This is a genomic window from Pseudomonas sp. B2M1-30 (assembly GCF_025447575.1).
In the GTDB taxonomy this organism is placed as follows: domain Bacteria; phylum Pseudomonadota; class Gammaproteobacteria; order Pseudomonadales; family Pseudomonadaceae; genus Aquipseudomonas; species Aquipseudomonas botevensis.
The window spans coordinates 648,838-664,581 of record NZ_JAOEJT010000003.1 but is presented as its reverse complement, the minus strand read 5'-3'; the positions used below and the strand labels follow the sequence as shown (position 1 = coordinate 664,581).

Annotated in this window: 4 protein-coding genes; 3 read left to right on the top strand and 1 reads right to left on the bottom strand. The window is 61.5% G+C overall.

Features of this window, described 5'->3' with window-relative positions; genetic code table 11:
- On the bottom strand, positions 1-10,202 hold a 10,202-nt coding region (locus N8H74_RS09505), incomplete at its 3' end, for a retention module-containing protein (protein WP_262147096.1).
- Positions 10,203-10,559: 357 nt separating this feature from the next.
- Between N8H74_RS09505 and N8H74_RS09500 the strand changes: the two genes are divergently transcribed.
- Genes N8H74_RS09500 through N8H74_RS09490 form a run of 3 tightly spaced genes read left to right on the top strand, consistent with a single transcriptional unit; the run spans position 10,560 to position 15,460 of the window.
- A complete protein-coding gene (locus N8H74_RS09500) occupies positions 10,560-11,912 on the top strand; it encodes a TolC family outer membrane protein (protein ID WP_217833072.1) in 1,353 nt (450 codons plus the stop codon).
- A 34-nt stretch (positions 11,913-11,946) separates the two neighbouring features.
- Positions 11,947-14,103: a type I secretion system permease/ATPase gene (locus tag N8H74_RS09495; RefSeq protein WP_217833071.1), complete on the top strand. Its 2,157-nt coding sequence runs from the start codon at positions 11,947-11,949 to the stop codon at positions 14,101-14,103.
- On the top strand, positions 14,093-15,460 hold the full coding sequence (locus tag N8H74_RS09490) for an HlyD family type I secretion periplasmic adaptor subunit (RefSeq protein ID WP_217833070.1): 1,368 nt from the start codon (positions 14,093-14,095) through the stop codon (positions 15,458-15,460). Before N8H74_RS09495 ends, N8H74_RS09490 begins: the two co-directional genes overlap by 11 nt.
- The last annotated feature ends 284 nt before the right edge of the window (positions 15,461-15,744 follow it).

The window sequence follows — 15,744 nt, the reverse complement described above, 5'->3', positions numbered from 1 at the left end:
ACTGGCGCACCGACAGTCGCGGTGTAGGTGACGGTGCTACCTTCAGCCGCCGACGCGGTCGCCGTCAGCTTCACGGTGGTGGTGTCGATGGTGTCGGTGACCTGAGTCACTGCCGGAACAGTGCTTGGCACCAGGTTTTCGAAATTGCCGCCGGTTGCGGTCGAAATGGTTGCTTCGACTTTGCCGGCGTCTTTATAGACGTCATCAGCGAGAGCCGGAACGGTCACGGTACCGGTGGTTTTACCAGCGTCGATGGTAATGACCGCGCCATTGCTCAGGGTCACGGTGACTGGCGAGCCAGCAGCGTTAGTCAGGGTAGCGGTGTAAACAATCGAACCACCTTCGGCTACGGAACCGGTCGCGCTCAGCGACAGGTTAGTCGTGTCGACGGTGTCAGTAACAGTGGTCGAAACCGGCGTCTTGTCAGCCACCAGGTTTTCGTAGTTACCACCGCTCACATCGGTGATCGCGTTGGTCAGCGGCGCATGACCGGTCAACGCATCGTTTGGCGCCGTAGTCGTTACGGTGCCAGTGGTCTTACCCACTTCGATGGTGATGCTCTGGCCGTTAGCCAGGGTCACGGTCACTGGCGAGCCGGTGACGGGAGCGCCCACGGTCGCGGTGTAAGTGACGGTGCCACCTTCCGCCGCCGACTCTGTCGCGGTCAGTTTGACCGTGGTGGTGTCGATGGTGTCGGTGACCTGGGTCACGGCCGGAACGGTGCTCGGCACCAGATTCTCGAAGTTGCCGCCCGTGGCGGTCGAAATGGTTGCTTCGACTTTGCCAGCGTCTTTGTACACATCGTCAGCAGGAGCCGGAACGGTGACGGTGCCGGTGGTTTTACCGGCGTCGATGGTGATGACTGCACCGTTCGACAAGGTCACGGTCACCGGCGAGCCGGCAGCGTTGGTCAGCGTGGCGGTGTAGATGATCGAACCACCCTCAGCCACGGAGCCGGTCGCGCTGAGCGACAGGTTGGTGGTGTCGACGGTGTCGGTCACAGTGGTCGAAACAGGGGTTTTGTCGGCAACCAGATTTTCGTAGTTACCCCCGCTCACGTCGGTGATCGCATTGGTCAGCGGCGCATGACCAGTCAGCGCATCGTTCGGTGCCGTAGTCGTCACGGTGCCGGTGGTCTTGCCCACTTCGATGGTGATCGACTGACCATTGGACAGGTTCACGGTCACCGGCGAGCCAGTTACCGGCGCGCCGACGGTCGCGGTGTAAGTAACAGTGCCACCTTCTGCCGCCGTTTCGGAAGCGGTCAGCTTCACGGTGGTGGTGTCGATGGTATCGGTGACCTGAGTTACTGCCGGAACAGTGCTTGGCACCAGATTTTCGAAGTTGCCACCGGTAGCGGTCGAAATGGTCGCTTCGACTTTGCCGGCGTCTTTATAGACGTCATCAGCAGGAGCCGGAACGGTGACCGTGCCGGTGGTTTTACCGGCATCGATGGTGATCACGGCCCCGTTCGACAGGGTCACGGTCACTGGCGAACCAGCAGCGTTGGTCAGCGTCGCGGTGTAGACAATCGAACCACCCTCAGCCACGGAACCGGTCGCGCTCAGCGACAGGTTGGTGGTATCGACGGTGTCAGTAACAGTGGTCGAAACCGGCGTCTTGTCGGCAACCAGATTTTCGTAGTTACCACCGCTCACATCGGTGATCGCGTTGGTCAGCGGCGCATGACCAGTCAGCGCATCGTTCGGCGCCGTGGTGGTCACGGTGCCGGTGGTCTTGCCGACTTCGATGGTGATGCTCTGGCCGTTAGCCAGAGTCACGGTCACTGGCGACCCGGTCACTGGAGCGCCGACAGTCGCGGTGTAAGTAACAGTGCCACCCTCAGCCGCCGTTTCGGAAGCGGTCAGCTTCACGGTAGTGGTGTCGATGGTGTCGGTGACCTGAGTTACTGCCGGAACAGTGCTTGGCACCAGATTTTCGAAGTTGCCACCGGTAGCGGTCGAAATGGTCGCTTCGACTTTGCCGGCGTCTTTATAGACGTCATCAGCAGGAGCCGGAACGGTGACCGTGCCGGTGGTTTTACCGGCATCGATGGTGATCACGGCCCCGTTCGACAGGGTCACGGTCACTGGCGAACCAGCAGCGTTGGTCAGCGTCGCGGTGTAGACAATCGAACCACCCTCAGCCACGGAACCGGTCGCGCTCAGCGACAGGTTGGTGGTATCGACGGTGTCAGTAACAGTGGTCGAAACCGGCGTCTTGTCAGCCACCAGGTTTTCGTAGTTACCACCGCTCACATCGGTGATCGCGTTGGTCAGCGGCGCATGACCGGTCAATGCATCGTTCGGCGCCGTGGTGGTCACGGTGCCGGTGGTCTTGCCGACTTCGATGGTGATGCTCTGGCCGTTAGCCAGAGTCACGGTCACTGGCGACCCGGTCACTGGAGCGCCGACAGTCGCGGTGTAAGTAACAGTGCCACCCTCAGCCGCCGTTTCGGAAGCGGTCAGCTTCACGGTAGTGGTGTCGATGGTGTCGGTGACCTGAGTTACTGCCGGAACAGTGCTTGGTACTAGGTTTTCGAAATTGCCACCGGTAGCGGTCGAAATCGTTGCTTCGACTTTGCCGGCGTCTTTATAGACGTCATCAGCAGGAGCCGGAACGGTGACGGTGCCGGTGGTTTTACCGGCGTCGATGGTGATGACTGCACCGTTCGACAAGGTCACGGTCACCGGCGAGCCGGCAGCGTTGGTCAGGGTCGCGGTGTAAACAATCGAACCACCTTCGGCCACGGTGCCGGTTGCACTCAGCGACAGGTTGGTCGTGTCGACGGTATCGGTGACAGTGGTCGAAACCGGCGTCTTATCAGCCACCAGGTTTTCGTAGTTGCCACCGCTCACGTCGGTGATCGCATTGGTCAGCGGCGCATGACCAGTCAGCGCATCGTTCGGCGCCGTGGTGGTCACGGTGCCGGTGGTCTTGCCGACTTCGATGGTGATGCTCTGGCCGTTAGCCAGAGTCACGGTCACTGGCGACCCGGTCACTGGAGCGCCGACAGTCGCGGTGTAAGTAACAGTGCCACCCTCAGCCGCCGTTTCGGAAGCGGTCAGCTTCACGGTGGTGGTGTCGATGGTGTCGGTGATGTTGGTCACCGCCGGAACAGGACTCGACACCAGATTTTCGAAGTTGCCGCCGGTCGCGGTCGAAATGGTCGCTTCGACTTTACCCGCATCCTTGTAGACGTCATCCGCAGGCGCCGGAACGGTCACGGTGCCGGTGGTCTTGCCGGCTTCAATGGTAATGACCGCCCCGTTCGACAGGGTCACAGTCACCGGTGTGCCGGCCGGGTTGGTCAGGGTGGCGGTGTAGACGATCGAACCGCCTTCGGCGACCGAGTCGGTCGCGGTCAGGTTCAGGTTGGTGGTATCGGTGGTGTCCGAAACCGCTGTGTCGGCGGACTTGCCATCGACTTGCAGTTTTTCGTAGTTGCCGCCGGTCGCACCATCAATGGTCACGCTCAGGGAACTGCCGCCGGCCAACGGGCTGTTCGGCGCGACGAAGTTCACGGTGCCGACGGTTTCGCCGACCGCGATGGTGATGGTCTGGCCGTTGGACAGGGTCACGACGACCGGCGAACCGGTCACTGGCGCCGTCACGGTCGCGGTGTAGACCACGGTTTCGCCTTCGGCGACGTTCGCCGTGGCTGTCAGCGACACGGTGGAGGTGTCAATGGTGTCGTGGACCGTCGTCACTGCCGGGGTGTTGCTGGTGACCAGATTTTCGAAGTTGCCACCGGTTGCGCCTTTGATGGTCGCTTCAACGGTGCCGGCGTCCTTGTAGACATCGTCCTTCGGTGCATCGACGGTCACGGTGCCGGTGGTTTTACCGGCGTCGATGGTGATCACGGCGCCGTTGCTCAACGTCACGGTCACCGGAGTGCCAGCAGCGTTGGTCAGGGTCGCGGTGTAAGTAATCTGCCCACCTTCGTTCACCGCATCGGTCGCGCTCAGCGACAGGTTGGTGGTGTCGACGGTGTCGGTGACGGTGGTGCTGACAGGGGTTTTGTCAGCCACCAGATTTTCGTAATTACCACCGCTCACATCGGTGATCGCATTGGTCAGCGGTGCGTGGCCAGTCAGCGCATCGTTTGGCGCCGTGGTGGTCACGGTGCCGGTGGTCTTGCCGACTTCGATGGTGATCGATTGGCCATTGGACAGGGTTACGGTCACTGGCGAACCGGTGACTGGCGCTCCAACAGTGGCGGTGTAAGTGACGGTGCCACCTTCTGCCGCTGACTCGGTTGCGGTCAGCTTCACGGTAGTGGTGTCGATGGTATCCGTGACCTGGGTCACTGCCGGAACAGTGCTTGGCACCAGGTTTTCGAAGTTGCCACCGGTCGCGGTCGAAATGGTCGCTTCGACTTTGCCGGCGTCTTTGTAGACGTCATCGGCCGGTGCCGGAACGGTCACCGTACCAGTGGTTTTACCGGCATCGATGGTGATCACGGCACCGTTGCTCAACGTCACGGTCACCGGAGTGCCAGCAGCGTTGGTCAGCGTGGCGGTGTAGATGATCGAACCACCTTCGGCCACGGAACCGGTCGCGCTCAGCGACAGGTTAGTGGTGTCGACGGTGTCGGTGACGGTGGTGCTGACTGGCGTTTTGTCAGCCACCAGATTTTCGTAATTGCCACCGCTCACATCGGTAATGGCGTTGGTCAGCGGCGCATGACCAGTCAGCGCATCGTTCGGTGCCGTAGTCGTCACGGTGCCAGTAGTTTTGCCGACTTCGATGGTGATCGATTGGCCGTTGGACAGGTTTACGGTCACCGGCGAACCGGTTACTGGCGCACCAACGGTCGCGGTGTAAGTGACGGTGCCACCTTCCGCCGCCGACTCTGTCGCGGTCAGTTTGACCGTGGTGGTGTCGATGGTGTCGGTGACCTGGGTCACGGCCGGAACGGTGCTCGGCACCAGATTCTCGAAGTTGCCGCCCGTGGCGGTCGAAATGGTTGCTTCGACTTTGCCAGCGTCTTTGTACACATCGTCAGCAGGAGCCGGAACGGTGACGGTGCCGGTGGTTTTACCGGCGTCGATGGTGATGACTGCACCGTTCGACAATGTCACGGTCACCGGCGAACCTGCGGCGTTAGTCAGGGTCGCGGTGTAAACAATCGAACCACCTTCGGCCACGGAACCGGTCGCGCTCAGCGACAGGTTGGTGGTGTCGACGGTGTCAGTCACAGTGGTCGAAACCGGCGTCTTGTCAGCCACCAGGTTTTCGTAGTTACCACCGCTCACATCGGTGATCGCGTTGGTCAGCGGCGCATGACCGGTCAACGCATCGTTTGGCGCCGTAGTCGTTACGGTGCCAGTGGTCTTACCCACTTCGATGGTGATGCTCTGGCCGTTAGCCAGGGTCACGGTCACTGGCGAGCCGGTGACGGGAGCGCCCACGGTCGCGGTGTAAGTGACGGTGCCACCTTCCGCCGCCGACTCGGTCGCGGTCAGCTTCACGGTCGTGGTGTCGATGGTGTCGGTGACCTGGGTCACGGCCGGAACGGTGCTCGGCACCAGATTCTCGAAGTTGCCGCCCGTGGCGGTCGAAATGGTTGCTTCGACTTTGCCAGCGTCTTTGTACACATCGTCAGCAGGAGCCGGAACGGTGACGGTGCCGGTGGTTTTACCGGCGTCGATGGTGATGACTGCACCGTTCGACAATGTCACGGTCACTGGCGAACCAGCAGCGTTGGTCAGCGTTGCGGTGTAGACAATCGAACCACCCTCAGCCACGGAGCCGGTCGCGCTGAGCGAGAGGTTGGTGGTGTCGACGGTATCGGTGACTGTGGTCGAAACCGGTGTCTTGTCGGCGACCAGATTTTCGTAGTTGCCCCCGCTCACGTCGGTGATCGCGTTGGTCAGCGGCGCATGACCAGTCAATGCATCGTTCGGCGCAGTGGTGGTCACGGTGCCAGTGGTTTTACCTACTTCGATGGTGATGCTTTGGCCATTAGCCAACGTCACGACGACAGGCGAGCCGGTTACTGGCGCACCGACGGTCGCGGTGTAGGTGACGGTGCCACCCTCAGCTGCCGTTTCGGAAGCAGTGAGCTTCACGGTGGTGGTGTCGATGGTATCGGTGACCTGAGTTACTGCCGGAACAGTGCTTGGTACTAGGTTTTCGAAATTGCCACCGGTAGCGGTCGAAATCGTTGCTTCGACTTTGCCGGCGTCTTTATAGACGTCATCAGCAGGAGCCGGAACGGTGACGGTGCCGGTGGTTTTACCGGCGTCGATGGTGATGACTGCACCGTTCGACAAGGTCACGGTCACCGGCGAGCCGGCAGCGTTGGTCAGGGTCGCGGTGTAAACAATCGAACCACCTTCGGCCACGGTGCCGGTTGCACTCAGCGACAGGTTGGTCGTGTCGACGGTATCGGTGACAGTGGTCGAAACCGGTGTCTTGTCGGCCACCAGATTTTCGTAGTTGCCCCCGCTCACGTCGGTGATCGCGTTGGTCAGCGGCGCATGACCGGTCAGCGCATCATTCGGCGCGGTGGTGGTGACGGTGCCAGTGGTTTTACCTACTTCGATGGTGATCGATTGGCCGTTGGACAGGTTCACGGTCACAGGAGAACCGGTTACTGGCGCACCAACGGTGGCGGTGTAAGTGACGGTGCCACCTTCCGCAGCAGACTCGGTCGCGGTCAGCTTCACGGTCGTGGTGTCGATGGTATCGGTGACCTGGGTCACTGCCGGAACAGTGCTTGGCACCAGGTTTTCGAAGTTGCCACCGGTCGCGGTCGAAATGGTCGCTTCGACTTTGCCGGCGTCCTTGTAGACATCGTCCTTCGGTGCATCGACGGTGACGGTGCCAGTGGTTTTACCGGCATCGATGGTGATCACGGCGCCGTTCGACAAGGTCACGGTGACCGGCGAGCCAGCAGCATTGGTCAGGGTGGCGGTGTAAACAATCGAACCACCCTCAGCCACGGAGCCGGTCGCGCTGAGCGAAAGGTTGGTGGTGTCGACGGTGTCAGTCACAGTGGTCGAAACCGGTGTCTTATCAGCCACCAGGTTTTCGTAGTTACCACCGCTCACATCGGTGATTGCGTTGGTCAGCGGCGCATGACCGGTCAGCGCATCATTCGGCGCGGTGGTGGTGACGGTGCCAGTGGTCTTGCCCACTTCGATGGTGATCGATTGGCCATTAGCCAACGTCACGACGACAGGAGAGCCGGTTACCGGAGCGCCGACAGTAGCGGTGTAGGTAACGGTGCCGCCCTCGGCTACCGAGGTGTCAGCTGTAAGTTTGACGGTCGAAGTATCGATGGTGTCGGTGACTTCGGTGACAGCTGGAACGGTGCTTGGCACCAGGTTCTCGAAGTTGCCGCCGGACGCATCCTTGATCGTTACTTCTACCTTACCGGCGTCCTTGTAGACGTCATCTGCCGGTGCCGGAACGGTCACCGTGCCGGTGGTTTTACCGGCATCGATGGTGATCACCGCCCCGTTCGACAGGGTCACGGTGACTGGCGAGCCGGCAGCGTTGGTCAGCGTGGCGGTGTAGATGATCGAACCACCTTCGGCCACGGAACCGGTCGCGCTCAGCGACAGGTTGGTGGTGTCGACGGTGTCAGTAACAGTGGTCGAAACCGGCGTCTTATCGGCAACCAGGTTTTCGTAGTTGCCACCGCTCACGTCGGTGATCGCATTGGTCAGCGGCGCATGACCAGTCAGCGCATCGTTCGGCGCCGTGGTGGTCACGGTGCCGGTGGTCTTGCCGACTTCGATGGTGATGCTCTGGCCGTTAGCCAGAGTCACGGTCACTGGCGATCCGGTCACTGGAGCGCCCACGGTGGCGGTGTAAGTGACGGTGCCACCTTCCGCAGCAGACTCGGTCGCGGTCAGCTTCACGGTCGTGGTGTCGATGGTGTCGGTGACCTGGGTCACGGCCGGAACGGTGCTCGGCACCAGGTTTTCGAAGTTACCGCCCGTGACGCCCTTGATCGTGGCTTCAACGGTGCCTGCATCCTTGTAAACGTCATCGGCAGGCGCCGGAACGCTCACGGTGCCGGTGGTTTTACCCGCCTCAATGGTGATCACGGCGCCGTTGCTCAGCGTTACGGTCACCGGAGTGCCGGCCGGGTTGGTCAACGTCGCGGTGTAAACGATCGAGCCGCCCTCGGCGACGCTGGATGAAGCCGACAGGCTCAGGTTGGTGGTGTCGATCGAGTCGGTGATGGTGGTCACCGCTGGCGTCGTGTTCGGCACCAGATTCTCGAAGTTACCGCCGGTAGCGCCGGTGATGGTGGTGCTGACGGTGCTGCCGTTGTTGTAGACGTCATTGGCCGCCGTCGGCACGTTGACGGTGCCGGTGGTCTTGCCGGCTTCAATGGTGATGGTCGAACCGTTGGACAGGGTGACGGTCACCGGAGTCTGAGCCGGGTTGGTCAGGGTCGCGGTGTAGGTGATCTGACCACCCTCGACAACGCTGCCAGTGGCCGTGAGGCTTACGCTGGTGGTGTCGATCGAATCGGTAATGGTGGTGGTCGCTGGCGTCGTGTTCGGCACCAGATTCTCGAAGTTACCGCCGGTAGCGCCGGTGATGGTGGTGCTGACGGTGCTGCCGTTGTTGTAGACGTCATTGGCCGCTGTCGGCACGTTGACGGTGCCGGTGGTCTTGCCGGCTTCAATGGTGATGGTCGAACCGTTGGACAGGGTGACGGTGACCGGAGTCTGGGCCGGGTTGGTCAGGGTCGCGGTGTAGGTGATCTGTCCGCCCTCGACAACGCTGCCAGTGGCCGTGAGGCTTACGCTGGTGGTGTCGATCGAATCGGTAATGGTAGTGGTCGCTGGCGTCGTGTTCGGCACCAGACTCTCGAAGTTACCGCCGGTAGCGCCGGTGATGGTGGTGCTGACGGTGCTGCCGTTGTTGTAGACGTCATTGGCCGCCGTCGGCACGTTGACGGTGCCGGTGGTCTGGCCCGCGCCGATGGTGATGGTCGAACCGTTGGACAGGGTGACGGTCACCGGAGTCTGAGCCGGATTGGTCAGGGTCGCGGTGTAGGTGATCTGCCCACCTTCAGTGACGCTGCCGGTGGCGGTCAGGGTCAGGTTGGTGGTGTCGATCGAGTCGGTGATGGTGGTCACCGCTGGCGTCGTGTTCGGCACCAGATTCTCGAAATTACCGCCGGTAGCGCCAGTGATCGTGGTGCTGACGGTGCTGCCATTGTTGTAGACGTCATTGGCCGGGGTCGGCACGTTGACAGTGCCGGTAGTCTGGCCGGCTTCGATGGTGATGGTCGAACCGTTGGACAGGGTGACGGTGACCGGAGTCTGTGCCGGGTTGGTCAGGGTCGCGGTGTAGGTGATCTGTCCACCTTCGGTGACGCTGTTGCCCGCCGTCAGGGTGACGGTGGTGGTGTCGATGGTGTCGGTGACCTGGGTGGTGGCCGGAGTGGTCGGCGGGGTCACGGTGATGCCGTTGCCGCCCGTGGTCCCGGTGACGGTCACGTCGATCTGGGTCGGGTCGTTATAAACGGTGTCGTTCGGCGCCAGGGGCACGTTGACGGTGCCGGTGGTGGAGCCGGCCGGAATCACGATCACCGAGCCGTTGGACAGGGTGATGGTCAGGTCGGTCAGCGGTGCCTGGGTCAGCGTCGCGGTGTACACCAGCACGCCGCCGGCTTCGGTGATGGTCGGCGTGGCGCTGAGGCTCAGGGTCGAATCACGCAGGGCGTTGGTGGTGGTATCGGTGGTCTGCGCGCCCGTGATGTTCTGGGCCGCCTGGCCAGCCGCATTGATGCCTGCGGTCGGGAAACCAATGGTCGGGTCGACGCGGCCGGCGGTGGCATCGAGCATCACGAAGCTGTGACCGCCACCGGCGGCGCCGCCAGTGCCTGCGGCGCTCGGGCCGGCTGCGGTGGCTTCAAGGGCGGTGGTCGGGTCGACACCGGCGGCAATGGCCTGCTGCAGCTCGGCAACGGACGGTGCGGCCTGCGCGGTGGCTTCAGCCAGGTCGGTGCTGGAGTCCGGGGTGCTGGCGCTCCACTGCGTGTCGCGACCCAGATCCAGGGTGCGGCCATCAGCCAGCTCCAGCGACACGGCGCCGGCCGCGCCGGTATCGACCTGATCGCCGGCGAACAGGCGGTCGCCTTCAACGAGTACGCGGCGGATGCCCTCCGGGGACACCACGAATACCTGACCGACAATGCTTTTGACGATGGCAACAACACTGCTCATTGAAGACTCTCCGGGTGTCACGTTCAGTTGACTTCCATAGACCTGATGGCTTTGGGCGCCGATTCAGTCTGGACGTACTTTTAAAATTTGCTAACAAGATTGACGCTAATTTTCGTCAATAATTTGGCTATATTTTTTCGCTATTAACTTTATGCCAAACTATTGACCTTCTGGGTGCCATCCTAAACAATCGCCCCACTAATGTCACATTGATATTTGTGTGGCGACCCTACCCTCAGTGTGTGATCCAGTTCCGGTTTTAAACTTTCCGACATACGGTCATTCCGGTTGCCATCTTCCGACGCAGCACGCTTGTTTGCTGTGATTCAAGACAAGAAGTCCTGGGAAATATTCAACATGCGTTCGCACCTGTTCAAGGCTCTACCCTTCGCTCTCGCCGCCTCTTTCGTACAAGCACAATCCTTACCAGAAGCCATGCAGCAGGCACTGGATGTCCATCCGGAGATCCAGGCAGGCGTGAATAGTCGTTTGGCCGCGGATTATCAGTTAAAGGCGGCGAAAGGTGGATACCTGCCCAAGGTCGATCTGCTGGGCGGTTATGGCCGTGAAGGCACTGACAGTGTCACCACCCGCGCCAACGGCGGCGGCAATCACTGGGAAACGTTGAACCGCAGCGAGTCAAGTTTGCGTCTCTCGCAAATGGTGTTCGACGGTTTTGCGACGTCCAGCGAAGTCGGGCGTCAACAAGCCACCGTCAACTCCCGCGCCTACTCGCTGCTCGGCACTTCCGAGCGCACCGCGCTGACCGTGGCTCAGGTCTATCTGGATGTCCTGACCCGTCGTGAGTTCGTGCGTCTGGCCGACGAAAACCTCAAGAGCCACCAGCGCATCTATGACCAGATCCAGTTGCGCACCCAGCGTGGGGTCGGCAGCGGTGCCGACCTTGACCAGGCCGAAGCGCGGATGGCTCAGGCCCGTAACAACCTGATCACCGAGCAGACCAACCTCGCCGACTCGGAAACCAACTTCCTCAGCGCCGTCGGCCAGATGCCCGATCAACTGGAGCGTCCGGCGCCGTTCATGGCGATGATGCCGGCCAACCTCAACGAAGCGCGTACGCAGATGCTGGAAAACAGCCCGATCCTGCGTTCGGCCGAGTCGGACATCGCCGCCGCCGAGAAACAGTACGAAACCGCCAAGTCGACCTTCTATCCGCGCTTCGATGCCGAGTTGGGTCGTACCGCCGACAATGACCTCGATGGTCAGAACGGCCACAACAACGAATGGCAGGCCATGTTGCGCATGCGCTTCAACCTGTACTCCGGCGGCAGCAACAAGGCTGATCTGGAATCCAAGGCCTATCTGTCGAACCAGGCCCTGGACATCCGCAACAACGCCCTGCGCCAGTTGAACGAAGAACTGGGCCTGGCCTGGAACGCCCTGAACAATGCCAACGCCCAGGTGCCGATCGCCCAGCAGTACGTCGATCACAGCACCGCGGTGCGCACCGCCTACCAGCGCCAGTTCAGTCTGGGCGAGCGAACCCTGCTGGATTTGCTCGACAGTGAAAACGAACTGTTCACCGCTTCGCGGCGTCTGGCCGAGATCAAGAACATTCAGTTATTTACTCAATACCGAATCAAGGCGACCATGGGCGAGTTGCTCAAGAGCCAGGGAGTGGTCGCACCGTTGGCATCCGTTGTGCAGAACGACGTGAAGCCCAAGGTCCAACTGCCTGGGATGAATTGAGTTGTCCCTTTTCAACAGTTAAAGAGTGCCGAGCGTGGAATCAGAAGTCAGTCGAGTTCATCTCAGTCATGATCCACGCGCGTTGCACGACGATCCCTTGCTGGATGGTCTGCTCGCCCTGTGCATGCTGCACCAGAAGCCCGCCAGTGCGGCGATGCTGACCACCGGCCTGCCGCTACCCAAGCAGCGCCTGAGTATCGAGTTGTTGCCCCGCGCGGCGGCTCGCGCCGGCCTGCAAGGGCGGGTGCTGCAGCGCAAGCTGGAAGAGATCCCCGCCATTGCCATGCCGGCGCTGCTGTTGCTCAAGGATGGTCGCAGTGCCGTCCTGCTCGGCTGGCAGGGTGAAACCGAGGCGCGGGTGCTGCTCAGCGAAAGCGATGGCGGCGAGTCGCTGGTCAGTCGCGAACTGCTGGCCGACGATTACACCGGCAAAGTCTTTTTCGCCCAGCCCCAGCACAAATTCGACGTCAACCACGGCACGCTGATCCCCCGCGCGCGCTCGTGGTTCCGTGACACCCTCAAACGCTCGCGCTGGCTGTACGCCGACGCCATCGCCGCCAGCCTGCTGATCAACATCATCGCCATGGCGGCGCCGCTGTTCGTGATGAACGTCTACGACCGCGTAGTGCCGAACCAGGCCGAAGCGACCTTGTGGGTCCTTGCACTGGGCATCACCGGCGCCTACCTTTTCGACCTGATCCTGAAAAGCCTGCGCAGCCTGTGCCTGGATCTGGCCGGCAAGAAAACCGACCTGATCATCTCCGCCACGCTGTTCGAGCGCATCGTCGGCATGGCGATGAAGTACCGTCCGGCGCGGGTCGGCAGCTTTGCCCAGAACATCCACGAGTTTCAGAGCCTGCGCGATTTCCTCGCCTCGCTGACGCTGACCAGCCTGATCGACCTGCCGTTCACTATCCTGATCTTCATCGTGATCGCCATTCTTGGCGGGCATCTGGTGTGGATTCCGGTCTTGGCCTTCCCGATTGCCCTGGCCATCGGCTACGCCTTGCAGAAGCCGCTGGTGGCAACCATGGAGCGCACCATGGCGCTGGGCGCCGAGCGCCAGTCCAGCCTGATCGAAACCCTCGCCGGCCTCGATGCGGTGAAGGTCAACAACGCCGAAAGCGAACGCCAGTACCAGTGGGAACAGACCATCGGCACCCTCAGCCGTCTAGAGCTGCGGGTGAAAATGCTTTCCGGCCTGGCGATGAACATCACCCTGCTGATCCAGCAACTGGCCGGGGTGATCATGATCGTCTTCGGCGTGTACCAGATCATCGCCGGCAACCTGAGCATGGGCGGCCTGATCGCCTGCTACATGCTCAGCGGCCGCGCGCTCAGCCCGCTGGCGTCGCTGTCCGGCCTGCTGACCCGCTACCAGCAGGCACGGGTGACCATGACCTCGGTCGACCAGATGATGGAGCTGCCCCAGGAGCGCAATTTCGAAGAGCGTCCGCTGAGCCGCAAAGTGCTGCAAGGCGCCATCGAGTGCCGCCAGCTCAACTTTACCTACCCGCAGCAACAGAATCCGGCACTGAAGAACATCAACCTGGTCATCCGCCCCGGCGAGAAAATCGGCATCATCGGTCGCAGCGGCTCGGGCAAGAGCTCGCTGGCCAAGCTGCTGGTCGGTCTGTATCAGCCGGACGACGGCGCGCTGCTGGTGGATGGCGTCGACATCCGCCAGATTGACGTCAGCGAGCTGCGCTACAACATCGGTTACGTGCCCCAGGACATCCAGTTGCTGGCCGGCACCCTGCGCGACAACCTGATTTCCGGCGCCCGCTACGTCGAGGACGAGCTGGTGCTGCAAGCCGCCGAACTGGCCGGCGTGCATGAGTTCGCCCGCCTGCACCCGCAGGGTTATGAACTGCAAGTCGGCGAGCGTGGGCAGAACCTGTCCGGCGGTCAGCGGCAGAACGTCGCCCTGGCCCGGGCGCTGTTGCTCAATCCGCCGATCCTGCTGCTGGACGAACCGACCAGCGCCATGGACAACACCGGCGAAGAACGCCTCAAGCAACGCCTTGCGGCGGTGGTTGAAAACAAGACTGTGGTGCTCGTAACGCACCGGGCATCGCTGCTGTCGCTGGTGGATCGCCTGCTGGTGGTCGACCGTGGGCAGATTCTCGCCGATGGCCCGAAAGCCGCCGTGATGGAAGCGTTGAAGAAGGGGCAGATCAGTGTTGCTTAAGTCGGGTGTCAAGGATTCGATCCGTCGCTACTTCAAAGGCTCTGCATCGTTGCAGGGCCAGCCGCTGCCGGAGGTCAACAAGGCGCTGATCGAGGACGCCCCCCGGGTGGTGCGCCTGACGATCTGGGCGATCATTGGCTTTTTCGTCTTCCTCCTGCTGTGGGCCAACTTCGCGGTGATCGACGAAGTGACCAAGGGTGACGGCAAGGCGATTCCGTCGTCGAAGATCCAGAAAATCCAGAACCTGGAGGGCGGCATCGTCTCCGAGCTGTACGTCAAGGAAGGCCAGATCGTCGAGGCCGGCGCGCCACTGGTGCGCCTGGATGACACGCGATTTGCCTCCAACGTTGGCGAAACCGAGGCCGATCGCCTGTCGATGCTGTTGCGAGTGGAGCGCCTGAGCGCCGAGGTCGATGATCGTCCGCTCAACTTCCCCGAAGACGTGCTCAAAGCCGTGCCCGGTCAGGCGAAAAGCGAAGAGTCGCTGTACATCAGCCGCCGTCAGCAACTGCACGATGAGGTGGGCGGCTTGCAGGAGCAGTTGATCCAGCGCCAGCAAGAGCTGCGCGAGTTCACCTCCAAGCAGGCGCAGTACCGTCAGCAACTCGGTCTGCAGCGCCAGGAAATCAACATGTCCGAGCCGCTGGTGGCCCAAGGCGCGGTGTCGCCGGTGGAAGTGCTGCGGCTCAAGCGTGCCGAGGTCGAAACCCGTGGTCAGCTCGACGCCACCACCCTGGCGATTCCGCGTGCCGAATCGGCGATCAAGGAAGTACAACGCAAGATCGACGAGACTCGCGGCAAGTTCCGCAGCGAAGCCCTGACCCAGCTCAACGAAGCGCGCACTGACCTGAACAAGGCCCAGGCCACGGGCAAGGCGCTGGAAGACCGGGTCAGCCGGACGCTGGTTACCTCGCCGGTGCGCGGTATCGTCAACAAGATGCTGGTCAACACCATCGGTGGCGTGATCCAGCCGGGCAGTGATCTGCTGGAAATCGTGCCGCTGGACGACACGCTGCTGGTCGAAGCCAAGATCCGCCCGCAGGACATCGCGTTCCTGCATCCGGGCCAGGAAGCGACGGTGAAATTCACCGCCTATGACTACACCATTTATGGCGGGTTGAAGGCCAAGCTGGAGCAGATCGGCGCCGACACCATCACCGATGAAGACAAGAAAACCACCTACTACGTCATCAAGTTGCGCACCGAGCGCAGCCATCTGGGGACTGACGAGAAGCCGTTGCTGATCATTCCGGGGATGGTGGCGTCGGTGGACATCATCACGGGCAAAAAGACCGTGCTGAGCTATCTGCTCAAGCCGATCATCCGCGCGCGGGCCGAGGCGCTGCACGAGCGGTAGGTCTTCGCTGGTTTCACTGACGCCTTCGCGGGCTTTCCCGCGAAGGCGTTCTGCCAGGCAGCACAATCAGTCAGCAAGTGACAAAAACCGTCACTCACCAGCCGGTCCATTCCTCGCCAATCGCCATATCGTTATTCGTTAACGGTATTTAATTTCCAGTTCTTATATCTATAAAGTCACCCTCCTGCGTACCTGCCGACCAATCGGCGCGCCGCACGACACGAACCAACACGCAGTCCAGCGTGAGTTTCTGATCGACGCGCGCGCCCTTGAGCGCGCCGTGC